At 36.4% G+C, this 25,079-nt stretch carries 27 protein-coding genes and 2 tRNA genes; 28 read left to right on the top strand and 1 reads right to left on the bottom strand.

All coding sequences use genetic code 11. The features are described from left to right. Positions 1-202: 202 nt before the first annotated feature. The 22 genes from HMPREF9072_RS12375 (at position 203) to HMPREF9072_RS10475 (ending at position 19,384) form a co-directional block, all read left to right on the top strand. On the top strand, positions 203-367 hold the full coding sequence (locus HMPREF9072_RS12375; protein ID WP_009411712.1) for a hypothetical protein: 165 nt from the start codon (positions 203-205) through the stop codon (positions 365-367). 47 nt (positions 368-414) lie between these two features. Further along, positions 415-1,278 (top strand): sugar phosphate nucleotidyltransferase, encoded by an 864-nt coding sequence (locus HMPREF9072_RS10575; protein ID WP_009411711.1) that lies wholly within the window; start codon positions 415-417, stop codon positions 1,276-1,278. Positions 1,279-1,421: 143 nt separating this feature from the next. Continuing rightward, on the top strand, positions 1,422-2,465 hold the full coding sequence (locus HMPREF9072_RS10570; protein WP_009411710.1) for a phosphotransferase enzyme family protein: 1,044 nt from the start codon (positions 1,422-1,424) through the stop codon (positions 2,463-2,465). Positions 2,466-2,557: 92 nt separating this feature from the next. Further along, positions 2,558-3,715 (top strand): galactokinase, encoded by a 1,158-nt coding sequence (locus tag HMPREF9072_RS10565; RefSeq protein ID WP_009411709.1) that lies wholly within the window; start codon positions 2,558-2,560, stop codon positions 3,713-3,715. A gap of 12 nt (positions 3,716-3,727) precedes the next feature. Then, positions 3,728-4,795: an aldose epimerase family protein gene (locus tag HMPREF9072_RS10560; RefSeq protein ID WP_009411708.1), complete on the top strand. Its 1,068-nt coding sequence runs from the start codon at positions 3,728-3,730 to the stop codon at positions 4,793-4,795. Between the two features lie 39 nt (positions 4,796-4,834). After that, positions 4,835-6,418, top strand: coding sequence for a UDP-glucose--hexose-1-phosphate uridylyltransferase (locus HMPREF9072_RS10555; protein ID WP_009411707.1), 1,584 nt, complete (start codon positions 4,835-4,837; stop codon positions 6,416-6,418). A 721-nt stretch (positions 6,419-7,139) separates the two neighbouring features. Then, positions 7,140-7,463 carry a hypothetical protein gene (locus HMPREF9072_RS10550; RefSeq protein WP_009411706.1) on the top strand — a complete coding sequence of 108 codons (324 nt, stop codon included), beginning with the start codon at positions 7,140-7,142 and terminating at the stop codon, positions 7,461-7,463. A gap of 18 nt (positions 7,464-7,481) precedes the next feature. Continuing rightward, the gene (locus tag HMPREF9072_RS12290) at positions 7,482-7,646 is read left to right on the top strand and encodes a hypothetical protein (protein ID WP_009411705.1); all 165 of its coding nucleotides are present in this window, start codon (positions 7,482-7,484) and stop codon (positions 7,644-7,646) included. Positions 7,647-7,672: 26 nt separating this feature from the next. Continuing rightward, positions 7,673-8,185 carry a hypothetical protein gene (locus HMPREF9072_RS10545; RefSeq protein WP_157236454.1) on the top strand — a complete coding sequence of 171 codons (513 nt, stop codon included), beginning with the start codon at positions 7,673-7,675 and terminating at the stop codon, positions 8,183-8,185. 4 nt (positions 8,186-8,189) lie between these two features. Next, the gene (locus HMPREF9072_RS10540; RefSeq protein ID WP_009411703.1) at positions 8,190-9,485 is read left to right on the top strand and encodes a hypothetical protein; all 1,296 of its coding nucleotides are present in this window, start codon (positions 8,190-8,192) and stop codon (positions 9,483-9,485) included. Positions 9,486-9,610: 125 nt separating this feature from the next. Further along, positions 9,611-10,039 (top strand): hypothetical protein, encoded by a 429-nt coding sequence (locus HMPREF9072_RS10535; RefSeq protein ID WP_009411702.1) that lies wholly within the window; start codon positions 9,611-9,613, stop codon positions 10,037-10,039. Positions 10,040-10,043: 4 nt separating this feature from the next. Further along, positions 10,044-10,535, top strand: coding sequence for a hypothetical protein (locus HMPREF9072_RS10530; RefSeq protein WP_157236453.1), 492 nt, complete (start codon positions 10,044-10,046; stop codon positions 10,533-10,535). Between the two features lie 228 nt (positions 10,536-10,763). Then, entirely contained in the window at positions 10,764-11,396 is a 633-nt protein-coding gene (locus tag HMPREF9072_RS10520; protein ID WP_009411699.1) for a hypothetical protein, read from the top strand. A gap of 27 nt (positions 11,397-11,423) precedes the next feature. Beyond that, positions 11,424-12,245, top strand: coding sequence for a hypothetical protein (locus tag HMPREF9072_RS10515; RefSeq protein ID WP_009411698.1), 822 nt, complete (start codon positions 11,424-11,426; stop codon positions 12,243-12,245). A 452-nt stretch (positions 12,246-12,697) separates the two neighbouring features. Continuing rightward, a complete protein-coding gene (locus HMPREF9072_RS10510; protein ID WP_009411696.1) occupies positions 12,698-15,214 on the top strand; it encodes a DUF5686 and carboxypeptidase-like regulatory domain-containing protein in 2,517 nt (838 codons plus the stop codon). Between the two features lie 103 nt (positions 15,215-15,317). Beyond that, positions 15,318-16,322 (top strand): acyl-CoA reductase, encoded by a 1,005-nt coding sequence (locus tag HMPREF9072_RS10505; RefSeq protein WP_009411695.1) that lies wholly within the window; start codon positions 15,318-15,320, stop codon positions 16,320-16,322. 184 nt (positions 16,323-16,506) lie between these two features. After that, positions 16,507-16,578, top strand: a tRNA-Glu gene (locus tag HMPREF9072_RS10500). A gap of 42 nt (positions 16,579-16,620) precedes the next feature. Then, positions 16,621-16,692: transfer RNA gene (locus HMPREF9072_RS10495), tRNA-Glu, on the top strand. A gap of 70 nt (positions 16,693-16,762) precedes the next feature. Beyond that, positions 16,763-17,020, top strand: a complete 258-nt coding sequence (rpsT, locus tag HMPREF9072_RS10490; protein WP_002670974.1) for a 30S ribosomal protein S20 — start codon at positions 16,763-16,765, stop codon at positions 17,018-17,020. A gap of 83 nt (positions 17,021-17,103) precedes the next feature. Further along, the gene (locus HMPREF9072_RS10485; protein ID WP_009411694.1) at positions 17,104-18,243 is read left to right on the top strand and encodes a hypothetical protein; all 1,140 of its coding nucleotides are present in this window, start codon (positions 17,104-17,106) and stop codon (positions 18,241-18,243) included. A gap of 157 nt (positions 18,244-18,400) precedes the next feature. Next, positions 18,401-18,748 (top strand): hypothetical protein, encoded by a 348-nt coding sequence (locus HMPREF9072_RS10480; protein WP_009411693.1) that lies wholly within the window; start codon positions 18,401-18,403, stop codon positions 18,746-18,748. A 12-nt stretch (positions 18,749-18,760) separates the two neighbouring features. Next, positions 18,761-19,384: a rhodanese-like domain-containing protein gene (locus HMPREF9072_RS10475; protein WP_009411692.1), complete on the top strand. Its 624-nt coding sequence runs from the start codon at positions 18,761-18,763 to the stop codon at positions 19,382-19,384. A gap of 92 nt (positions 19,385-19,476) precedes the next feature. Here the strand turns inward: HMPREF9072_RS10475 and panC are convergent, their stop codons facing one another. After that, positions 19,477-20,319 (bottom strand): pantoate--beta-alanine ligase, encoded by an 843-nt coding sequence (gene panC, locus HMPREF9072_RS10470; protein WP_034566412.1) that lies wholly within the window; start codon positions 20,317-20,319, stop codon positions 19,477-19,479. A gap of 110 nt (positions 20,320-20,429) precedes the next feature. Here panC and HMPREF9072_RS10465 point away from each other — a divergent pair, with 110 nt between their 5' ends. From HMPREF9072_RS10465 to HMPREF9072_RS10440, 6 genes are read left to right on the top strand one after another with little or no spacing between them, the layout of a single operon-like run. Beyond that, positions 20,430-21,239 (top strand): glycogen/starch synthase, encoded by an 810-nt coding sequence (locus tag HMPREF9072_RS10465; RefSeq protein ID WP_009411690.1) that lies wholly within the window; start codon positions 20,430-20,432, stop codon positions 21,237-21,239. 7 nt (positions 21,240-21,246) lie between these two features. Further along, positions 21,247-22,779 carry a DUF4270 domain-containing protein gene (locus HMPREF9072_RS10460; RefSeq protein WP_009411689.1) on the top strand — a complete coding sequence of 511 codons (1,533 nt, stop codon included), beginning with the start codon at positions 21,247-21,249 and terminating at the stop codon, positions 22,777-22,779. Positions 22,780-22,781: 2 nt separating this feature from the next. Continuing rightward, positions 22,782-23,105 (top strand): translation initiation factor, encoded by a 324-nt coding sequence (locus tag HMPREF9072_RS10455; protein ID WP_009411688.1) that lies wholly within the window; start codon positions 22,782-22,784, stop codon positions 23,103-23,105. A gap of 35 nt (positions 23,106-23,140) precedes the next feature. After that, a complete protein-coding gene (fabG, locus tag HMPREF9072_RS10450; RefSeq protein ID WP_009411687.1) occupies positions 23,141-23,887 on the top strand; it encodes a 3-oxoacyl-[acyl-carrier-protein] reductase in 747 nt (248 codons plus the stop codon). Between the two features lie 36 nt (positions 23,888-23,923). Beyond that, on the top strand, positions 23,924-24,730 hold the full coding sequence (locus HMPREF9072_RS10445) for an outer membrane protein assembly factor BamD (protein WP_009411686.1): 807 nt from the start codon (positions 23,924-23,926) through the stop codon (positions 24,728-24,730). Between the two features lie 12 nt (positions 24,731-24,742). Next, complete coding sequence (locus HMPREF9072_RS10440) at positions 24,743-25,057, top strand: DNA-directed RNA polymerase subunit omega (RefSeq protein ID WP_002670957.1); 315 nt, start codon at positions 24,743-24,745, stop codon at positions 25,055-25,057. Positions 25,058-25,079 lie beyond the last annotated feature (22 nt).

Raw genomic sequence — 25,079 nt, 5'->3', positions numbered from 1 at the left:
AGCTTTCTATAAGCTAAGTACACTAAACCATACCTTCAACATCTTTCTAAACCTTTCTAAAATCCTTCCAAAAACTTTCGTTCCTCCTCAAATTTTCACCCCTTTCACTCCCCTTCCCGAGACTTTCAAAGTCCTCCCGAGATTCTCCGAAAAACTCCGGTGTGTCGCTTTTGCACTACAACACTTAGCCAAAGTTTGAACTTTGGCTAAGTTAATTGGCATTACTGACATTATCGGTATTATTGGCATTATCAAAACTCTTATAAAAGAACAAGTAACGGAAAGCATTTTTAAATTCTTCGTAAAAATTTCGTTATATTTTTTTCCAGATTACAAAATTATCCCTATCTTTGCCGATGCAAAATAAGTACATTCACTTATCAAGACTTTTATTTATTAAGAAATTAACTTTATATGACAACATTAGTAATTTTAGCGGCAGGTTTAGGAAGTCGCTTTGGTTCAGACAAGCAGTTAGAAAATATTCACAATGGCAACGCTTTGTTTGATTACGGTATTTACGACGCTCTACAAGCTGGTTTCGACGATGTAGTACTCATTATCCGTCGTGAAATCGACGATTTAGCACGCCAACACTTAGAAAATCGATTCAATAATGTGCCCATTACTTATGTATATCAAGACGATTTTAACCCAAAAGGAATCGAACGTAAAAAACCTTGGGGTACAGGGCACGCTATGCTTTGTGTAAGAGAGTTTGTAAAAAACCCATTCCTCATCATCAATGCCGATGATTACTATGGCAAAGAAGGCTTTCGTTTAATGTACGAAGCGCTCAATGCTGGTAAAGAAAAAACGTTCTTCTCAGGAGGATATCTACTAAAAAACACCCTTAGTGAAAACGGAACTGTTTCACGCGGTATCTGCGAAGTAGACGCCAATCACCACCTACTCTCTATCAACGAAGCTACCAAATTACGCAAAAACAGCAATACTACTGCTATCGATGAGGCTACAGGCACCGAGTATCCCCTAAGCACCTACGTATCTATGAACTTCTGGGGATTTACTCACGAAGTATTGGATATAGCCGACCGTTATTTCAAAGAATTTGTAGCCGAACATAAAGATGACCCTAAATCCGAATTTTATATCCCTATGGTAGTACAACACGCCATTAAGGATTACGGATATAAATTAGAAGTATTACCCAATCACGACAACTGGTTCGGTATGACCTATCACGAAGACCTCGCAATGGTACAAAACGAAATACAAAAACTCGTAGATAAAGGCGAGTACCCCGATAGGTTCTAATTCAAGGGAAGACTAAAAAGATAACAGCTTTCAACTTTGACAAAGTTTGAAACTTTGACAAAGTTCAATAAGTCTCAATCCCCCGACAAGTCCAAATAATCCAACTTGTCTAAAACCAAAAAACTAATTAATACCTAAATAAAATGAAAGAAATAGCCAATCAATTTAACTTAAAAGGAACCCTCCTTTCTGTGGAACCTTATGGCAACGGACACATCAACCGTACGTATTTGGTAAAAACCACCGATACAAATTATATCCTTCAAGGGATTAACAGCAATGTGTTCAAAACCCCTAATAGCATCATCAAAAACATCGAACTGCTTTGGGAAACTGAACCTAACAATCACGTGATTCTCCCGATGATGAAAGCTAAACAAGGAGGATACTCCGTAAATGCCGAGGGCATTGTATGGCGAGTATTCCCTTTTGCCGAAGGTTATACTTCTTATGAATTCATCGAAGCTCCTTGGCAAGCCGAAAAAGCTGCCACTGCCTTTGCAACTTTTATGAAAACCTTTGCCAATATCGATACCTCTCGATTGCAGGCTACCATTCCTAATTTCCATAACGGAGATTTACGCTTCCAACAACTCGAAGAGGCTTATGCTCAGGCAACACCTGCACGCAAAGACAAAGCTGAAAAGCTATACGATTTTGCGCAAAAACACAAGGTAATTTTCGACCTTATCCAAAAAGAAGTAGACGAAAAGCGCATTCCTATACGCGTAACCCACAACGATACCAAAATCAATAACGTACTCATCAATAAATCCAATCCCGATGATTTTAGAGTAATCGACCTCGATACAGTGATGCAAGGTATCTTACTGTACGATTTCGGCGATATGGTGCGCACTTCGGTAAGCCCTACCGAAGAAAACGAAGCCGATGAAAGCAAAATCGTTTTCAATACCGAGTTCTTCGAAGCGCTTTGTAAAGGTTTTTCAGTAATGAACCCTGTGATGACTCCTTCAGAGAAAAAACACATCGTCGACGGAGCCAAATATATGATATTCATTATCGGTATTCGTTTCCTCGCCGATTATTTTAACAACGATGTGTATTACAAAATCTCATATCCTGAGGAGAATTACATTCGTGCCCGTAACCAGTTCGTGCTCTTTCAGCGTTTGGAAGACAAAGAAAAAGAACTCAGAGCAATTGCTAAAAAGTACTTTAAATAGGTAATATAACCTTTGCCTAAGTTTGAAACTTTGCCAAAGTTGAAACCATAATACTAACCACTAAATAATAATAACTAAAAACTAAAAACGATATGAAACACTTAGAACAAAAGTTTCAAGAAGTTTTCGGTGCTCCTGCCGAAAAACAATTCTTCGCACCAGGACGTGTGAATCTCATCGGTGAACATACCGACTACAATGGCGGTAATGTGTTCCCTTGCGCTATCGACAAAGGTACTTACGGTCTCGTAAAAAAACGCAATGACCGCAAATTCCGTATGTATTCTGAAAACTTTGCTGACCTTGGCGTAATGGAGTTCACCCTCGACGAACTTACCAACGACAAAAAACACGATTGGGCTAACTACCCAAAGGGTGTGATTAAAATGTTCCTCGAAGCAGGACAAAAAATCGACTCTGGATTCGATATTCTCTTCTCTGGGAATATCCCTAATGGCGCAGGGCTTTCTTCTTCTGCTTCTATTGAGATGCTTACCGCTATTGTGCTAAAAGACCTCTTCCACCTCTCTATCGACTCTGTGGAAATGGCGCAATTAGGCAAGAAAACTGAAAACCTATTCATTGGGGTAAACTCTGGTATTATGGACCAATTTGCGATAGCTATGGGTAAGAAAGACCACGCTATCCTCCTCGATTGCAACACCCTCAAATATGCCTATGTCCCTGTGGTACTTAAAGATGAGGTAATCGTGATTGCCAATACTAACAAACGCCGTGGTCTCGCCGATTCTAAATACAACGAACGCCGTGCTGAATGTGATGAAGCCTTAGCCGAATTGCAAACTAAATTGCCTATTAAAGCCTTAGGAGAACTCTCTATTGAACAATTTGAAGCCAACAAAGACCTCATCAAGAGTCCCGTTCGCCAAAAAAGAGCTAAACACGCAGTATATGAAAACCAACGCACTCTTAAAGCACAAAAAGAGCTTTCAGCAGGTAATTTGGCAGAGTTTGGCAAATTAATGAACCAATCGCACATTTCTTTGCGCGACGATTATGAGGTAACAGGGGTAGAACTCGATACTTTGGCTGCTCTTGCTTGGGAACAACCTGGAGTGGTAGGTTCACGTATGACGGGAGCTGGCTTTGGCGGTTGCACTGTAAGCATCGTGAAAAAAGACAAAGTAGACGACTTCATTAAAAACGTAGGCGAAGCTTATAAAAACAAAATAGGTTATGCTGCCGATTTCTATATCGCTTCTGTAAGCGACGGTGCTAAAAAACTATAAACAAGACAAAGTATGATAACCATCAACAAAAGCCTGTTCGGTACTCACAACGGACAGGCTGTCTATCAATATACCTTACAGAATGCGAATGGCTTTCGCGTGTCTGTTTTGAACTTAGGCGGTACTATTACCGAAATAGCTGTAAAAGATAAGCACAACGTACTTAAAAACGTAGTATTAGGTTATGCGCATTTAGAAGATTACATAGGTAATGGCGCTTATAATGGAGCTACCATAGGGCGCACTTCAGGGCGTATTCACAACGCTACTTTCACTATCGACGGGAAAACCTATCACCTATTTAAAAACAATGGTGAAAACTCATTACACGGCGGTAAAGAAGGTTTCAGCAGTAAACTCTTTGAAGTTAAAGAGCTCGCTAATGGTTTAGAAATGCACTACACAAGTCCTGATGGTGAAGAAGGCTACCCTGCAAAAGTAGATTTCAAAGTGATTTACACCATCACTGATGACAACAGTCTGCACATTACTTACGAAGCTGTTGCCGATGCCAAAACCTACCTTAATATCACCAACCACAGTTATTTCAATCTTTCAGGTGATATGGAAATGAATGGCGATACCCAAGTACTACAAATCGCTGCTGATAATATTTGTGAATTAGCAGAAGGATTGATACCTACGGGTAATTACATAGCTGTAAAAGGTACTACTTTCGACCTCCGCAAAGGTAAAGTTATCGCTGAGGGTATTGCCGAAGGGCACCCTCAATTTGAAATTACACGTGCCTACGACCACCCCTTTGTACTCAACCACAGCGGACTCAAAGGTGCTCCTCAGTTGATATTGCACTCTCCTCACAGTGGTATTACTATGGAAGCCTATACTACCCAACGTGTGGCTGTGATTTACACTGGTAATTTTTTAGATGATGTTCCTGTATTCGATAAGGTATGTACTCGCAAGGAAAAACCATCAAAAAACCCACGATTTGTAGGTGTAGCTATTGAGATGCAAGATTTCCCCGATGGTATCAATCAGCCGAAGTTTGGGGTAAAACCCTTAGAAAAAGGGGAAGTGTACAAGCAAGAAACCGTTTATAAGTTTCTTATTAAATAACAAATAGTCTTGTTAATTATTAATTGATAATTATTAATCGTGAAAGTTTATATTGAAGTTGAAAAGCTCATCAGTTATGCGGTACTTCATAACTTGGTGAAGGAAGACGACCGTATTCTTGTTACCAATGCTGTTTTGGAAAGTATTGGTTGCGATAGCTATACCGAGTTTACAAAAGAAGAGCAAGCTCAAATCGCTAAAGAGGTAGCCCAGATAACTTATCCTACGGAAGTACTCGACCGCTTAGTGCAGTGGGCAGCTGAGAACGGCACCCTCACTACCGATACGCTTACTTTCCGCGACCTACTGAACTCTAAGATTATGGGACAGGTATTACCTCGTACTTCTGTGATTCGCAACGATTTTTCGCATACTTACCAAAGGAGCAAAGAGGACGCTACCCAACAGTTTTATGAGCTCAACAAGCAAAGCAACTACATACGCACCGATAGGATTTCTAAGAACATTTTGTGGGAACACAATAGCCCTTATGGCAATTTAGAAATTACTATCAACCTTTCTAAGCCAGAGAAAGACCCTCGTGATATTGCTGCCCAAAAAGATGTGGTAGCCACTAACTACCCAAAATGTTTGCTCTGTAAAGAGAACGAAGGCTATATGGGGCGTGTGAATCACGCTGGTAGGCAAAACTTGCGCACGATTAAGCTAGATTTAGCCAATGAGGAATGGTTTTTCCAATACTCTCCCTATATCTATTACAACGAGCATTGTATCGTCTTTTCGAGTGAACATCGCCCAATGAAGATTGACAAGGCTTGCTTTGAGCACGTATTGGGCTTTGTAGAGCAATTTCCTCATTACTTCCTCAGCTCTAATGCCGATTTACCTATTGTGGGAGGCTCTATCCTCTCACACGACCATTTTCAAGGCGGACGACACGTTTTCCCTATGGAAAAAGCTACCATAAAAGAACGCGTGAGCTTCAAAGGTTTTGAAGATGTGGAAGCAGGTATCGTAAATTGGCCTATGAGCGTATTGCGATTGCGCGGTGAGAAAGACCGTCTCATCGCCTTAGCCGATGTCATCTTGCAATCGTGGATAAACTACAGCGATGAATCATTAGGCATCTACTCACATACTGAGGGTGTGCGACACAATACAGTAAACCCTGTGGCACGTTTTAAAAACGGCAAATATGAACTCGATTTGGCTTTGCGCAACAACCGCACCGATGCCCAGCACCCTATGGGTATCTTTCACCCTTACGAACATCTGCACAATATCAAAAAAGAGAACATTGGGATTATTGAGGTGATGGGCTTAGCGATTTTACCTGGTAGGTTAAAGACTGAAATGGCAAGTATTAAAACCTTGCTTAGTGAAGCCATTACAGCTGGTAACACTTTCAGCACTGTATATACCCAAATGAATGCTGACTCTGCTTTGCAAAAACACACTCAGTGGTTAGAACGCTACGTGAGCTCCTCCCCTACTCCACTTTCCATAGAGAACTTAGATAACTTTATTAATAGGAGTATAGGTGATACTTTTTGTGAGGTTTTGGAGAATTGTGGCGTGTTCAAACATACTCCAAAAGGAGAAGAAGGGTTTAGGAGATTTGTTGCTCAGGTAAAGTGCGAGCCACACGGACAGATTAATTAGCAAATGAGAAAATTAGCAAATGAGAAAATTAGCAAATGAGAGAATGAGAAAATGAGAGAATGAGAAAATGAGAGAATGAGAAAATAAGAGAATGAGAAAATAAGAGAATTAGTAGATGAGAGAATTAGTAGATGAGAATATTAGTGGGGCTATAAGTATCTTTGGTAACTCTGGGGAGTAATTGCTAACAACCGTGAATAATTTAGACATTAGTTGTTTGTGGCTAATTGTGCTTTACCTTTTGTATTTTAACTGATAATAAATAACTTATCTATTAAACAATAAAAATAAATACTAAAATATTTGCATAGTATAAAAAATAGTCGTAATTATGCACCGAAAATAAAGACATATTAAAAGCGTTAGCTTTTGTTCTGTTGTCTGAAAACTGGAAACTTTCACCGCAACGCAGTTCAAAAGGGTTAATGCTCTTCGCCTATGGCGTGAGTTATACCTGTTTTTGTGTTGCAAGGTGATCCAGTACCTCAGACAGCAAAAGAAAAAGTATTTACTCACGCTTTTTCTATTATATACATATTCAAAAAAGCGTTAGCTTTATTCTGTTGTCTGAAAACTGGAAACTTTCAATCGCAACGCAGAATATAGGTTAGCTTATGAAAGCAAAGGAAGCGCAATTGTGTCTTCCTTTGCCGTATGCAACTTCTCTTCTAAGAATAAAGATAACACTTCCTATCTTACAAATTTTGTAACTAAATAAGAAATGTGGACATTTATCATTATTGCCGTAATAGGCTTTTTCGTTTATCACATTATTAAATGGCATAGTGCCTATCCCAGCATCGAAGCCTTTGTGTTTTCAAGGCTTAACGACAACTATCAGGAATACTATGCCGAGAATCATAGCAAGCAAGGAATGGAATTTTTCTTACAGTTTCAGTACGTATCAATGGTTACTATTGAACTGTCTTTTATTAATGAAAAAGTAGATCTTGCTCCGTGGCGTACTAAAAATGCTATTCTGATAGCTACCAAAAAGTTTTACCAAATGAAAGGTATTAGCACACATCTATTAGATAATGTTTAGAGCTTTAAATTCTATATAATGAATACAGGTGTAAAAATTTTATTATCTATTATACTATTTATAGTAGCCTCATTAGTTCTTGCAGTTATTAGAGAAGCGGGAGGGGCTGGTTTTATAGGCTATTTGATTTTCTTTGGAGTCTTTTTCTTTGGTTTAAATGTCATTTGGAAAAAGAAGAATTAACTCTTAAACCATTAAATAAATTGAATATGTTACGAAAGATGATTTTTATTAGTTTAGCACTATTATCTATAGTAGCTAATGCTCAAACCTTATGGAAAAGTTCACGATATGGCTATACAGCTGAAATTCCTAAAGGTTTTAATGTACAACAAATTGTAGGTAGCAATGTAGATTTCAAAGCAAGTAGTGAAGAAAGCAGAAGCTCTATCACTATCGGTGTGAAACAAATATCGTTTGACAATAGGAAATATAGCATTGGTGACTTAATAGGTGATTTACCAACTTATATGAAGAATTGGGAAGCGGGTGCTTATGAATATTTCAATACACCCCAAGTATTAAAATATGGTAAAACAACGCTTAGCGATGCTACTGCTATTTGGTTTGACTATCTTACAGATAATGGGTTGTTCTATTATAAGAACTATCAAGTTGTAAAAGGCAATTTGCTCTATACCATCACTTTTTCTTGTATGTATAGTAAAGAACCTTTAAACACTCCCATTTGGTATCGATTTAAAGAACAATTAAAATTGTAAATATATGAAGCTCAAAAAAATCAAAAAGTGGGCAATAATAACATATTTCTCGCTATTAATAATACTTGGTAGTAGCGTACCAATATATATTTATCATAAAAGTGAAAAATTAAAAGAGCAGTCCTATAATGCTTTAGATAGTTTTTTTAGAAAACAATATAAATATACTTATATACAAGATAGAGGAGACATAACTTTTTCAAGTAAAGAAGAAAAAAAAATTTTCATTCCTTTTAACCCTGAATTATCTATTTCTCCAATTGATAATACACCAAAGAAAAAGGAAGAGTGGAAGAAAAATTATGAAGATTTGTACGCTTTATACTCTTTAGGAGATGAATCTTGTTATCATAAAGAGGGAAAAACAGAATCTTTCTATCCTCTATACCCTTGTTGCTTTAGTTGGTGTCTCCATAATATTCAAAGGATAAAAGGTGGATATATCCAATATATTATATATCCTTATAGAATAGGAATAAAAAAACAAGCTGATGAATATCTATATGATTATATGCCAACTTCTCCTATAATTCTTGAAAATACTTTTAATTTCTATACAACTAATCAAAAATCAGGATATAGTCAATACTATACAGGAGTTGGAGATAAAAAAGAGGAAATAGACTCTCTTGTTGAGAATGAATATTATAGGATAGAAAGAGACACTATATCAACTGTCTTTTTTCTAGGAGAAGATGGTAGAAATTATGGAAGAACTAGAATACCTATTGACGATGGATTTATATATACTGACTATTACAAAGTTTTTATGCGTAAAAGCCAACCAATAACTTTTAGAATAACAAAATACAAAGATATAGAGCAAGATAGGATTAAAAGGATTTTAACTACTTGGGGAATAAGATTAACTATTTTATTTCTTATTATTTACCTTTTAATTTTTATAAGAGAAAGAAGATTAAACGCTCTTGCTAAAGAACCTTTGCGTTCAAAACTTTTAAAACTTTGTAATCCAAGTCAATTTATGAAGCCTTACAACAAAGAGAAAGTTGAAAAAGCTAATTCTATCTATAAAGAATTAATAGACACTAATGAAAATGATTCTGATAAGCTAAAAAATATCAGAAATAGAGCCTTACAAGAGTTAGAAATTAATCTATTGGATAGAAATAAGGTAGAAATGCTAAAAGAAAAGGCTAACCCTAAAAACTTTATGAAACCATACCAGCCTAACAAAATAGAAAAAGCTAATGAACTCTATGACAAACTATCATTAGGCGATTTAGATATTGATGTAATAGAAGAAATCGAGCAAAAAATAAAAGAATTATATCAATGAAAAGAAATTTTAAAATATTAGATATTCCAATAATGATTATTGGTAATTCAGGTTTTACTTGAAATGTGAAATAAAAGACAGCACGACTCTCATTAAGAATTTTTAAACTTAACCATATAATAAAAATGAAAAAAAGTGTTCTCAAACTATTCTTATTATTTTTTTTCTTACTATCTTTCTCCGCATACTCTCAGTATAGAGAGAGAAGACAGTATAGAGAATGGGTTAATCCTTATGATGTAGAATTAACCGCTACTGTAATGGCTAGAAAGCAAGCCAATCGTGATGTGAATTTAGCCTTAATAGAAAAATATTTAAACCGCATAAATAAAGGGTTTAGTTTATTTTTTCAAAATCAAGACTTAGATAGATTTAAACCTCATTCACCCTATATGCATGCTTTATATGAAGTGTATAAAGACGATTTAAAAAAGTTTAATATTCAAAGATTAGACTTTAGCTCTAATTCAACAACGAATAATGTTCTTCAACATTTAAAATTCTATGAAGATGAGATAACAAAAGTTTTTGAGAAAATGCTTAATGGATATTAATAGTATGAGTAAAATTCTAAAAGTATTCCTTTTTGCTTTTATGATTATAACTTCACAAGAAGTTCAGGCACAAGATGATGAAATAGAAGTTGATCGTAGGTATAAAGGTATAGTTGTACTTCCTACAATAGATAATATTCTCTTAGCTTTTGATAGAAATACTTTTTTGTACAATATCAAAACTAAGTATGGATACACCAATGATGAAGGAAATATGTGGGTTGCAAGAACAGGAGTTGGAACCCCTATTTATGGAGTAGAAATTTCAGAAAATCAAGAAGAAATTACCTTTATATGGACTTTAGACAATAGCTTTTATGATATTGCCTTTGAGAGTTTTAAAAGGGTATCAGCACCTTATACAGATAGTAGAGGATATACTCGTTATCATAGGAAATTTAAAGAAGACCTTTATATAGATGTCTTCTTGAGTAAAAAAGGTTTGTCAGGTAGTCTACTTGTACAAATGAATCATATTGATATTAAAAATCGATAAAACTATGAGTAATAACAATTCACAAGAAAGCGAAAATTTATTCTTCGCAATGAACATCTACAGAATAATTCTCTATATAGTATCAGGAATTATCTCTTGGAAAATAACTCACCCCAAAGGTTTTTGGAGTATAATCCTTTTTCTAATCTTATGGGGAGCTATTGGATGGATTATACACCAAATAGTATTTCTATTGTTTGTTTTCTTTAATAAAGACAAGTACTAAAAATGAAAAACAGAATTTACACTTGGTTACTATTCCTTGTTGGAATTGTAGCCTACCCACAAGGGGAATTAAAAGATGAACCAAACCTACAAACAATAAAGAAAATGGAACAGTATTGTAGAGAAGGTAAAAGCGAAGCGTGTGAGAAACTTTATTATTACTACTTTTACAAAGAGGATAAAGACGGTGAAAAGATTATGTATTACATAAAACAATTATCCGACTTAAAACGCCCTAAATATATGTTTATGTGGGGTGTGGCAATGAATGAAGGTGGTTTAGGAGGTGTTAAAATAAAAGAAGATTTTGTAGAAGGAATGAAATTAATCAAACAGTCTGCTGATTTAGATTACCCACCTGCACAAATGATGATTGGCGATTTCTTATGTACATCTAATGAAGCAAAAGATATACGAAGAGGTTTGTTTTATATTAATAATGCTTGTGAAAGCACGTACCAACCTGCTTGTTATGTAATGGATAAAGTAAATTATACAAAACAAGAAGGTGTGACAAAAGAGTTACGAGACAGAGTATGGGAAGGGTTAGAGAATTGTAACGACCCTTACTTAAGACCTAATCGTTACGACCTCGCCAAAGAACAGTATAAAAAAAGAAAATTTGTAAACAATTAATAATAACAAAATAAATATAATAATATCATGAAAACAAAGACAAGCAACAAATTATTTTTCAGCCTATTTATAGGTGTGATGCTATTAGCTTTCTTAACTTTGACATCTTGTCAAAAAGACAGTAACGATGAACCTCAGAAACCACAAACAGGTAATAACGGTAAACCTAACAATGGTGGTGGAAATAATAATGGTGGTTATACACCAATACCTGATGTTCCAAAAGTGGATGTAGAACCATTAATTTATAACTTTAATCAAAAACTTAAAGATGTTAAAAAGAATTATAAATTTACTCCAAGTATAGAGATTAGTGACGTTTTTCCATTTGAAAAGACATTGATTAGAGAAGAAAATAAAAGAACACTTGTTTTGGATACAAATATAAAAGGAACTTTTGAAGTTAGATTACACCAAATCCGTAAAGTTACAAATGATGGTGAGTTGAAAAACGGGGCTTATACAATACGTGGTGTTCGTGGTACTTATCCCATGCGTAACCTAGAATTTCTTCTTTTTAGTAAAGTAGAAGTTATTATTACCACAGAAACAGGAGAGACAATAAGTAGTACAATTCAAAACGAAGAAAAACATAAATATTTACCAATATTTGAAATAGAATATGAGTTTAAGAAAGGAACTGCACCATATTTTTACTTATATGAAACAACTGTTAAAGCAAAAGATAGACATAAAAAGGTTTATTTTATTGTAAATAATATAGAAGATTTAAGAGAAATTGAGGATAGAAAAAATAGTAAGTTTGATACTAAGAGTAGTTTTGAAATTAAAGATGTGATATTTGATGCTTTTTCTAATTTTAGTTATGTCAAACAAGATGATAAATAATTTAGAAGTAATAAAACCAAGATTAAAACAAGTTTTTGATTTAGATAGGGATGATTTATTTTTTTTTCATTTGTTGTTAATACAGAGAAAGAAAGAAAATAATGAAACATCCCCCTAGCCCCCTTCAAAGGGGGAATGCGAGGACGGGGAAGCGAAAGAAACCTTCCTCCTATCACATACTCCGCTCTCGCGGACTTCCGTTCAAAGGGGGAATGTGATGACGGAAAAGGGAAGTAATGACGAGGGACGAATGACGAATGAAGAGGGACGGGGGTAACGAATGACAAAGGAACAATAGACGAAAAATGAGTATTATTTTTTTGTAAAAGGCAGGTCTACAAAAAATAAGAGTTTATAATAATATACAGTAGATTTGGTTTTAGAAAAGTAACATTCTGTATATTATTTTTATTATTTTTTATATCTTTGCATTTTAAAAGTGATTTTATACGATGAAAAAACGCTTCTTACTACTCCTTCTATTCGGTTTAATACTCTGTCTTACAAAAATATGGGGGCAGACACACGTGTCGGGTAAAGTGATTGATGAAAACGGTAACCCCGTGGCTTATGCCAATGTAATTTTTGCAAAAACTACCATTGGAGCTTATACCGACGACCAAGGGCGGTTTTCTCTGTATTCGGAGAAAAGACAGAAGGATTTGGAAGTTTCACTTATAGGATACAACACTAGGAAAATACATTTAGACAAAGACAACACCAAGGATTTGGTAGTGGTATTGGTGGAAGGGGAATTGCTTGAAGAGGTAACAGTTGTAGCGAAACCTACTAAGGCACTTTCTAAAAAAGAGAACCCTGCCTATACCGTATTGCAAGGTATTTGGAAGAATAAAAAAAAGCGTGGACTGCAAAACGCTACGGCGTATCAGTTTAAAAAACATAGTACAACGGAATTGGGGGTGAACAACCTCGATACCATCTTCTTAAAAAAGGCTTTAGGAAAGGAATATGACACCATCAGGCGTATTCTTTCTGAGAAGAAATACAAAGAGACCTTCTCTCTGCCAATGTATCTCACTGAAAAAATAGAAACGGTTTACGGCAACAATCAGTTGGGGAAAAAGCGAGTAGACATAGAAGCTGAACGTGCTCAAGGGATTGTACAACAAGGATTTGGATTGGAACGCGTAAGTCAGTCGTTTGACGATTTTGATATTTACGACAATACTTATATGATACTGAACAAGCCCTTTGTGAGTCCGCTAGCGGAGTTTGGTTATGGCGTATATCTGTACGTGCTGAGCGATACGATTCAGAGAGACGACCGCTCGTTCTATCGCATCAACTTTTTTCCTCGTGATGACCAAGATTTAGCATTAGAGGGAAAGTTTGAAGTAGACACTAAGACCTATATAGTGAGTTCGATACAGATGCACACTACGGCTAAAACGAATATCAACTTAGTACGTGGACTTTCTTTTGAAAAATACTTTACCATTGCTAACGACAGTATTTACCTTCCTGAACACGAGATACAAGAAGGGGACTTTACACTCCTGACGAAGAAAGACGAAGAAAAGGGATTGTATGTAAAGAACTACATCACTTTTTCGGATATTGTTCTCAACAAGCCTAAACCTGCTAATTTTTATGACGAGCAGGTGGTAAAGGTAGCGAAAAATCAGTTTTACAAAGACGATAGTTATTGGGACGCAAATACCTTAGGAGGGGCAGATCTCACTAAAACGAAAGTTCTGATTCGGGAAGTGGGGAGCAATAAACGCATCAAGATGATAGGTGATGTAACCGATATTGTGACGTCGGGCTATATTCCTATTGGCAATTATATGCAGTTTGGCAGGTTTTGGCAAACTTTCTCGAGCAACAACGTAGAGGGTTTACGGCTAAGAGCCGGCTTTCGTTCGTTCTTCTCTACCGATGACCGCTTCCGCACCTATGTATACGGAGCTTATGGGGTGAGAGACAAAGAGTTTAAATACGGTATCAGTGGTAAATACCTTATCTCTCACAGTCCGCGTATTACCTTTGGAGCGGGCTATCAGAACGACAATTTGCAATTGGGTACCTTTGTGATGCACGACGATACCAAATTAGATTTTGAAAATACTACCAACTTTATCATTGCACGTGGTGAGAACTATTATCTTACTCGCAACAGAAAAGTACAAGGTGTTATTAACTATGATATTGTGCCTAACTTGCAGTTTTCGGTATTTGGTACTTACCAAAAACTCACTTCGGCAAGCGAAGAGAACTTCCTCATTGCCTACCGAAACCCCAAGACAGGCGAGGAAATTCACGAATACGACAACTTTTATACAGGGGCACAATTAACCTTTACCCCCAACAGAAAGGTATTTGGCTATGGGGTGGAACAGCGTTATGGCAAAAAGCTCTTCCCGATGTATACCCTTAAATACTCCAAAGGCGTAGACGGTGTATTAAACAGTAAGTTTGATTACGACAAAGTACAAACGATACTCTATAAACCAATTCCACTTTTCGGGTACGGTATTTTCCACGCTACGGTGGAAGCAGGGAAGGTATTCGGTACAGCACCTCTGATAGCACTAACCCCTACTCCTGCAAACCAATCGTATTCATCAGCTCCTAACACTTTTGCGCTTTTAGATTACTACGATTTCATTACCGACACCTATATCAATGGATATTTTGAGCATCATTTTGATGGTTTCTTGTTCAACCGCATTCCTTTTTTGCAAAAAACGCGCTTTAAGAGTTTAATATTTGGACGATTTGCTTACGGAACACTCTCTGACAAGAACAAACAAGCTAATATTACCAATATTATATTCAATTCACCTGAAAAACTGTATTGGGAATACGGATTTGGGATTGAGAACATAGGGTTAGGAAACTTTCGCTTTATACGAGTAGATTTCGTATGGCGCAACGATTTCAATGATGTGAATGGGGTGCGAAATCCTAAGTTTGGAGTACGGATTGGGATAGTACCATCGTTTTAAGTAAAAGGTAAAAGATAAAAAGGAAAAGGAAAAGCGAGCGAGGGCTCACAGCTGGGTATGTGAGCAAAAGGCAAAAAGTAAAAAGTAAAATAGATACTTTCTAATGAAGCAACAAAATATAAACAACTTAGTTCGGTTAGGGGAACTGCTTTCTAAAACCGAACAATTCAACGATATATTTGAAAAAGCAGAACAGCAGAACAGTTGGTTTACGCGTGCTAATGTAACATTTGCCTTTAAATCGTGGAGTGAAGCCCTCAGCAAAAACAATGTACAACAATGGCTGTCGCAATATCAATTACCACAAACTACTTCGCCTAAAAAAATATTGATTATAATGGCTGGTAATCTGCCTTTGGTAGGCTTCCACGATTTGTTGTGCGTATTGGTAGCAGGACATAAGGCAATAGTGAAGCTCTCCAGCGACGATGGCGTACTACTTCCCTACCTTATAAAACAGATGAAGGCTTTTGCCCCTGAATGGGCAGAAGCGGTAGCTTTTACAGATGATAAAGTAACTGAATACGATGCGGTAATAGCTACGGGTAGCGATAATACCGCACGCTATTTTGAGTATTACTTTGGCAAGAAACCCCATATTATAAGGAAAAACCGTCATTCAGTAGCCGTACTTACAGGTGAAGAAACACCTGAGGAATTGCAGGATTTAGGTAAAGACATCTTTTTGTATTACGGCTTGGGTTGCCGAAGTGTTTCTAAACTATTTGTACCCCAGGGTTATGATTTCGACCTATTATTTCAGGCTATCTACCCGTATAAAGACATTATTGAAGAACAAAAATACGCCAATAACTACGACTACAACAAAGCCGTTTACCTAATGAGCTTGTATAAACTACTCGAGAACGGTTTCTTACTGCTGAAAGAAGACGAACATTACGGTTCACCTATTGCTACTCTTTTCTATGAATATTACACCAATAAAGAAGCCCTAAAAAAGAAATTAGCAACCGACAGAGAAAAAATACAATGTGTAGTAGCTCATAATTTTATAGATGGTGAAATACCCTTCGGGCAAACGCAGACTCCTAAACTATGGGATTACGCCGATGGTGTAAACACACTTACGTTTTTACTAAATTTGTAACAGCTAAATAAAAAGAATTGTTTACATAGAAAAAACACAGATTAACAACCTACTAACTATAAGACACTTAAGAAATAATTTTAGCGTTTTAGTAAAAAAAAATGTTCAAAAATATTGCAGGTATAAAAAAAAGTAGTACTTTTGCCACCGCATTAAAGGAGAAGTAGTACTTTAATAGTAGAATGGTCCGTTCGTCTAGGGGTTAGGACGCAAGGTTTTCATCCTTGTAACAGGGGTTCGATTCCCCTACGGACTACAAGCATATATTAAGTTTTTTGGATTAAACAATAATTTTCAAGGTCCGTTCGTCTAGGGGTTAGGACGCAAGGTTTTCATCCTTGTAACAGGGGTTCGATTCCCCTACGGACTACTAAATGCAACTATTAGAAGTATCTTCAAAAGAAAAGGTACGGCGATAAAAATAAAACTAATAAAGGAAAATGGCAAACCATAAATCAGCATTAAAGAGAATCAGAAGAAACGAAGCAGCTCGTTTACGCAATCGTTATCAACACAAGACGGCTCGTAACGCCGTGAGAAAACTACGCGCTTTGGAAAATGTAGAAGAAGCCAAAGCTCTTTTCCCTAAAGTAGTTTCGATGATTGATAAACTTGCTAAGAGAAATATTATTCACGCTAATAAAGCGGCGAATTTAAAGAGCAGTTTAGCTAAACATATTAACAAGTTAGCTAAATAGTCATTTAGGTTTTAGATTTATCACTAATAGCCAGATTTATGTAAGTAAGTCTGGCTTTGGTGTTTTCAGTAATACAAGAGGTTATGAAGTATAGATTTTACATATTATTCAGTTTATTAACGTGTTTCATTTCGTGTAATGACGACAAAGAGACTAACAAAACAACGCAAGCGCACAAAGTTAAATCAATTGACTTTGAGGAGTTCAAATTGATAGACCTTACCCCCAAAGCTCAAGAGGATATGAAGCATTGGAAGAGTTTTCAATCGCTGATGCAGGTGATTGTTTCGATGGCTCCTGCCAAAATTAAAAACACAGATGATTTAATGCTCTCAAACCCCGATAGCCTCTTGGTGTACAGTAGACTGTACCCTATCAACTCTAAAACTGAAAACATCAATAGCTTAGTAGAACGTGATTGGCGAGCTCCCGCAGAGGCTTCGAAAGACACTGTTTTTAGGTTTGAAAAGAAAAAGAACAATGAGGTAGCCTCTTTACAATGGAGTAGATTTTTGGTAGCAAACATTCCTTATACTTTTTCTGTAATTTTAAAAAAAGTAAACTATCCAAAAGTAAACCTAAATTTCTCAGAGTCTAACACCGATGAACTATCGGCAACCTTTGCATTAGATACGCTTAACTCCTCGACAAGCAACGTAAAAAAGACCGCCCTAGAAGACGATTGGAACAGATATCAGATTACTTTTTCACCTAAAAAATCAGCTCCTTACACTATAAAACTTTCCTTAGATGAGAATGCTAAAGAGAATGACAATGTAATTTTGTATCGTTCTGTTTTAGAACTTCCTGCTAAATACTTTCACAAAGTAGGACAGTATTCGGACAAGATTGTGGGGGAACATTCGGAAGTAGAGAGCTCTTATTATTCAGTATTCTTTTGGTTGGTACAGATTGAAGATGCCTTACGAGAATTACTCAGCGATGACGCTACCTTCCCTGAAAAGATAAATGTTCCTACTGTAAAGGCACGTCTTAGACTTTTCCAAACACAGATAAAAGCCTTAGCTGACAATGTAAAGAACAATCCGGATTTTAAAGAAGAAGAGCTTAAAAGCAATATTTCGCTATTAGGACAAACGTTTAACAGTGTGATTGCGCGTATCAATAACATCTATGGAAACGACTTAGAAGAACGAATGAAGTTTATTGGTACACAAGACACCGATAGCATACTAAAGAAAGACGTGAAGAAATTTGAGTAATAGTTAAATATTAAAAATAGGAAAAATACTGTAATCCGAGATTTAGCGTTGCTGACCTTAGTAACAAAAATACTTATAAAATCTTGTAAAGATTATGTGAATTACGTATTTTTGTAAGTCGTGATAATTAGTATTCTAATAACTTAAATAATAGTTTATGATTGTTTTATTATTTTTAAATGCTTTTGCATCATTAATAAGCATAATCTCTTCTATATTAGTTCTTTTCTATCCTCAATGGATGAGTAAATCGCAAGAGGTTAGTATAGGGGAAAGATTTTTCACTCAGATGTATGCTGCGCGAGCTGTCCCTTTTGGTTTGATTGTTGCTATAGTACCATTCATAACTAATATTGATAATACAGTAGTTAAAATAATTTTATCAACTGCAATGACAATACAAATAATAGATGCTATCATAGGTTTTAAGAGAAAAGAATTACCAATGATTATAGGACCTTCAATTGCTGCAACAATACACGGATTAACTGCTTGGTACATTTAAACAATATAAAAAATGAAATTTATAATCACTATGAGTACACTGATATTATGTAGTGTAACTGCGCAAGCACAGACTTTAGCTGAGCGTATCAACGCTAGCAACGTAACCCTTGTGGATGTACGTACTCCAAAAGAATATGCCGCGGGGACTGCTGAAGGAGCCATTAATATTCCTTTGGAAGAGATGGGTGCCCGATGGCAAGAACTAAAAGGGAAAGAAAATATCGTTCTCTTTTGCCGTCGCGGTATACGCGCTGGCAAAGCACAGGACATTCTTAAAATGCACAACATTACAGCTGTGAATGGCAAAACAGTAGAACACGTAAAATCGTTACAGAAAGTAAACTTAGCCGATAAACTCACTTTCCGGAATGATAAACAAACTACCTATTTTGTAAAAGACGGCAAGAATGTGAGACAAGTAGCCATAGCTTTAGGTGAAGGAGGAGTGCTAAAAAAACACACTACCAGTATCCCTGCAACCCTTATTATGGTGAAAGGAACTGTACGTTTTCTTATCAATGGAGAAGAAATTGTGCTCAAAGACCTCGATACCTATCAAATACCCGCAGATATAGAACACGAAGTGATAGGAGTAGAGAAAGAAAATGTATTTATAGTTACGAAGGGGGATTAATCAATTAGCTATTTACAAGGTATATAACTTTGCCAAAGCTCGTAGCACAAGAGACTATTAGAGTTTTGGCAAAGTTTTTTATTACTTTTTACCTAAAAAGCAAGGTTATCAATCAATCTTACTCCCTCGGCGCGTACTACTATAAAAGCACGGTAGTCTTTACCTGCTTCTTTTTTGGTAATAGATTGCAAAGTATGCGCATCGGTAATGGTAAAATATTCTAAGGTGAAGTCGGGCTGTTGAGCAAAGACTCCTTTTACCCACGCTTCTACTTCGGCAGGGCTATGAGTAGCAAAACGTTCTTTGGCAGCGAGTAGAGTGTTGTAAATAATGGTAGCGCGCTGTTTCATCGACTCGCTGAGGAGAGCATTGCGGGAGCTGAGAGCCAAACCATCGGCATTGCGCACGATAGGGCAAGGAACAATGGTTACTGGCAAGCCCGTTTGTCGTACCATTTGCTGAATAATAAGCAGTTGTTGGTAATCTTTTTCACCAAAATAAGCTCTATCGGGCATTACAATCTCAAAAAGTTTTTTAACAATCGTACCTACACCATCGAAATGACCAGGGCGAGAAGTACCTTCCATCACTTTGTCTAATCCTGCAAAGTCAAAAGGTTCAGCGACTACTTCTTCACCATAAATATCGGCTACGGTAGGGGCAAAAATAAATATCTCTTTACTGAACTGAGCAATCTTCTGAGCATCGGCTTCTAAGGTACGCGGGTATTTCTGCAAATCGGTAGGGTTGTTAAACTGCGTAGGGTTCACAAAAATGCTCACTACCGCTATATCATTCTCTTGTTTAGCTTTTTTTACGAGCGATAAATGTCCGTCGTGCAAAGCACCCATAGTGGGCACTAATCCAATTGTTTTTCCTTGATTTTTAAGGGTTTCCAATAGGTTATGGAGTTCCTTTTGGTGTGTATAAATCATCGGTGTCAAATCTTTTTTGGGTGCAAACTTATATAAAATTATGGATATGTGCATAATTTTTTGTACTTTTGTGCCTTCTAAGAGCTAATTAAAATAACTAATTACTTTTTATGAAAGATAAAAAAGTACTCTACGTATCGTCGGAAGTGTTGCCTTATTCGCCTTATAGTGAGTTGGCAAAGATGTCATTTGAAGCCCCGAGAATGGTGAATAACAATGGAGGGCAGATACGTATTTTTATGCCCAAGTTTGGTAATATCAATGAGCGACGTCATCAGTTGCACGAGGTGATACGCCTTTCGGGGATGAATATTATTATCAATGACATTGATGTACCTCTGATTATTAAAGTAGCTTCTATCCCTAAGGAGCGCATACAGGTTTATTTTATTGACAACGATGAATATTTCAGGCGCACTGGCACACTCTTTGATGGGGAAAACAATATGTACCCAGACAACGATGAGCGTTGTATTTTCTTTGCTAAAGGTATTGTAGAGACTGTTAAAAAACTCAATTGGTTACCCGATATTATTCATATACACGGTTGGGCATCGGCTTTGTTGCCTCTTTACTTGCGCACCTATTACAAAGATGAACCTATCTTTTCAGAAAGTAAGATTGTTACCTCAGTATTCGATAGCGATTATGAGGGGGCTTTGGACAGTACGCTTATCAATAAAGTGGCTTTTGACGGTATTAGCAAAAAGACGGTAGACCCGCTAAAAAATCCTACTTATTACAATTTGATGCGTGTCGCTATCAAGTATTCGGATGGAGTTGTAGTGGTGAGTGAAGATATGCCTGAGGATTTCCAAACCTACCTGAAAAATCTAAGAAAGCCTGTGCTTTACAACAGTGATAAGGAAACTTTCCAAGATTCTTACCGCGAATTTTACACTAAAATATTAAAGAAATAACAAACGAATGAATAACATACAGAAGATTTTATTTTTTGCTACTATAGTAACACTTTTCAGTGCGTGCTCAAGTAATGATTTTAACGAGATAGATGGTGGACTGCTAAAAAATCCTAATTTTGACACTAATGTATTTACAGCTACTATTCAGGTAAGCCAAGTAAAAGAAAGTGCGGTACAAACCAACGGTTTAGGAGGATATTTATTAGGACAGTATAGCCAAGTTCCCTTTGGTACTAAATCGGCTACCATAGTGGCACAAGTAACATTACCAGCTGTTAATCCGACTTTTGGAACTAAAACACAAGCCTCTGAAAATAAGGATAATAAACAAGAAAAAGAGAAAGTAACCGAAGCTTATTTATACATTCCGTTCTTTAATCCGAACAGTTCTAATAGTAAAGCTACTTATAAAAAAGATGGTGAATATACCCTAGATTCTCTTTATGGACATAAAAACGCTTCTTTCAATATAGACGTAAAAGAGCTCAACTATTATTTAAGTGATATTGATACAGATCTCAACGCTAAAGTATATTATTCTAATAATACTGACCTTACCAATAATTTGGGAGCATCGATAGTGTCAGGTACTACTACCGCTACCTCTTATACCATCAGTAATAAATCTATCACCCGCTATCAGTTTGACAACCCACGAACTACAGAAGATGAAAGTAAAAAAGTACAAGATGTATTAGCACCAGGGTTGCGTATTCCACTAAGCACAAATTTCTTCCAAACAAAAATTATCAACAAGGAAGGCAGTAGCGAACTTGCTAACGCTAATGAATTTAAAAAATATTTTAAGGGGATAAGCGTCAGTGCTTCTAACTTTTCAAAGGATTTAATGATCCTCCTAAATATGGCAAATGCAAAAATAGAGATTGTATATAGCTATGAAACTTCAGGAACGAATTCTACAACTACAGAAACTCGTAAAAATCGTTATGAACTTTCATTGAATGGCATTACAGTAAACTTATTTAACAATTCAGGAGAGAGTTTGACTGATAGCAGTAAAATATATCTCAGCGGAGCCTTAGGACAAACGGCTTCGATTACTATCTCAAATACAGATATTGCCAGTATTAAGTCGCAAAAACTAATGGTAACCGATGCGAGTTTATTGTTATATGTGGATAATTCAGTAAGCTATACAAAAGAGCCTGAACGCCTCTTTATCTATAACACCCAAACAGGAGCTGTACTTGTAGATTATCAGTACGACCCAACATCAAATGCTGATTCGTCTACTTATTCATATCTCTATCATCTAGGAAAATTGCAAAAAGAAAACGGAAAAGGAGCTTTTTACCAATTGAGGATTACCAATCATATTTTAAATCTGGTTAATGAAATAGGAACAAATGTACCTTTAGGAATAGTAGTAGCTTCTAATATAAAAAACACTAACTCAGGAGCATATTTGAGAGACACTAATACAAAAGGCAAAATACTATCTTCAGCAGTGGTTACTCCTTTGGGTACTGTTATAAAAGATGTAAAATTGCGTATCAGCTACACTCAACCTAAATAGTGATGGATTTAAGAGATCAGTTAAAATCACTTTTCCCTGACCATATAGAAGAGGAGATACCTCAAGAAGTTTCGTCTAATATTTGGTTGCAGGATGAGCCTTTACTATGCAAATACGAAAAACGCAAAGGAAAACCTGTAACCGTAATTGAGGGCTATAATGGCGCAGAAGCCGATTTTAAGATTTTGGCTAAAGAACTCAAAACGTACCTTGGCGTAGGGGGAACTGTGAAAAACGATACTATCCTCATACAAGGTGATTACCGCGACACTATTATGCGACTTCTCAAAGAAAAAGGGTTTAAGGTGAAGCGCATAGGCGGTTGAAAACAATTGACAATTCATAATTAACAATTAGTAATATGAAATTATTAGAAGGGAAAACAGCTATTATCACTGGTGCTAGTAGAGGCATTGGGTGTGGTATAGCCAAAGTATTTGCTTCCCACGGGGCAAACATTGCTTTTTCGTACAGTTCGTCAGTGGATGCTGCAATGGCATTAGAGAAAGAATTAGCTACAAAAGGTGTGAAAGTAAAAGGCTACCAAAGCGATGCTTCTAACTTCGCACAGTCGCAAGAATTTGTAGATGCCGTAGTAGCCGAATTTGGCACAGTTGATATTCTAGTAAACAACGCAGGTATCACTAAAGACAACCTACTGATGCGCATTAGTGAAGAAGATTTTGATAAGGTAATAGAAGTAAATCTCAAATCGGTGTTTAATATGACCAAAGCGGTACAGCGCATTATGCTTAAACAACGTAAAGGTTCTATTATCAATATGAGTAGTGTGGTGGGCGTGAAAGGCAATGCTGGACAGTCAAACTATGCGGCTTCTAAAGCGGGAATTATCGGCTTTACCAAATCGATTGCCTTAGAGTTAGGCTCTCGAAATATCCGTTGCAATGCTATCGCTCCAGGCTTTATAGAAACCGAAATGACAGCTGTACTTGACGAAAAAGTAGTACAAGGCTGGCGTGATGTTATCCCCCTAAAACGTGGCGGACAACCCGAAGACGTAGCGAATGCTTGTGTGTTTTTAGCCTCTGAAATGTCGGCTTACATCACAGGGCAAGTGCTCAATGTTGATGGAGGAATGCTCACATAATTTTGTTATATCAGAAAAACTTTTTATTTTTGCCGAATGTTAATAAAAAAATATATCATCATCGGTCTGCTGACTGTGCTCTTTACTTCGTGTGGAGAGTATCAAAAAACCTTGAAATCAAAAGAAGGAAGCGTAAAATACACTGAGGCTGAAAAGCTATATAAGGCTAAAAAATATAAAAAAGCGACACGCCTTTTTGAACAAATAGCTTCAGAATATGCGGGTAAGCCACAAGGAGAACGTATTTATTATATGTTTGGAGATTCTTACTATCAGCTAAAACAATACAGTTTGGCGTCTTATCAGTTTGAACGACTTCAGAAATTATATCCTCGTAGCGAAAAAGCTACAGAGTCGGCTTTCTTAGAAGCAAAATCGCTTTACTTGGAAACTCCTAAATATAGTGTAGACCAAACTTATACCTATCAGGCTCTAGAGAAATTACAATACTTTTTGGATAGATACTCTGATAGTGAATATGCTAAAGAAGCTAACGAGCTAGCCTTAGACTTGGTAACTCGCTTAGAGAAAAAAGAGTTTGAAATAGCTAAACAATACGACCAAATACGCGACTATCAAGCAGCAATGAAGTCGTTAGACAACTTTTTGACCAATAACCCAGGTAGTGTCTTTAGAGAAGATGCGTTGTACACACGTTTGCATTCAGCTTACGAGTGGGCTATAAACAGTATAGAAACTAAGAAAGAAGAACGCCTCAATACCGCTAAAGAAGCTTACGACAACTTATTGCGTGCCTACCCTGAAACTAAATACAAAAAGGAAGCAGAGAATATGCTTACGAAAATAAACACATCATTAAAAAATTTTACATCACAAAAATAATATCATTACATTATGGATTTTAAGAAAATAGATGCTCCTACCACTACTGTTACTTATAACAAATCGGCTATAGAAGCACCTACGGGTAATATTTATGAAGCTATCTCTATTATTGCTAAAAGAGCTAACCAAATAAATGCCGAAATTAAAAAGGAATTAGTAGAAAAATTAGAGGCTTTCGCTACTAATAATGATAGCTTGGAGGAAATCTTTGAGAATAAAGAACAAATAGAGGTATCTCGCTTTTATGAGCGCTTGCCTAAACCACAAGCTATTGCTGTAAAAGAATGGCTCGAAGGTAAGATTTATTACCGTGAAGCCGAATAGAATTGGGTATTTATAGATTATT

It is taken from the genome of Capnocytophaga sp. oral taxon 324 str. F0483, from assembly GCF_000318315.2.
Lineage (GTDB): Bacteria > Bacteroidota > Bacteroidia > Flavobacteriales > Flavobacteriaceae > Capnocytophaga > Capnocytophaga ochracea.
Note: the sequence above shows the minus strand (reverse complement) of the source record. Positions and strands in the feature narration are given on the sequence as shown.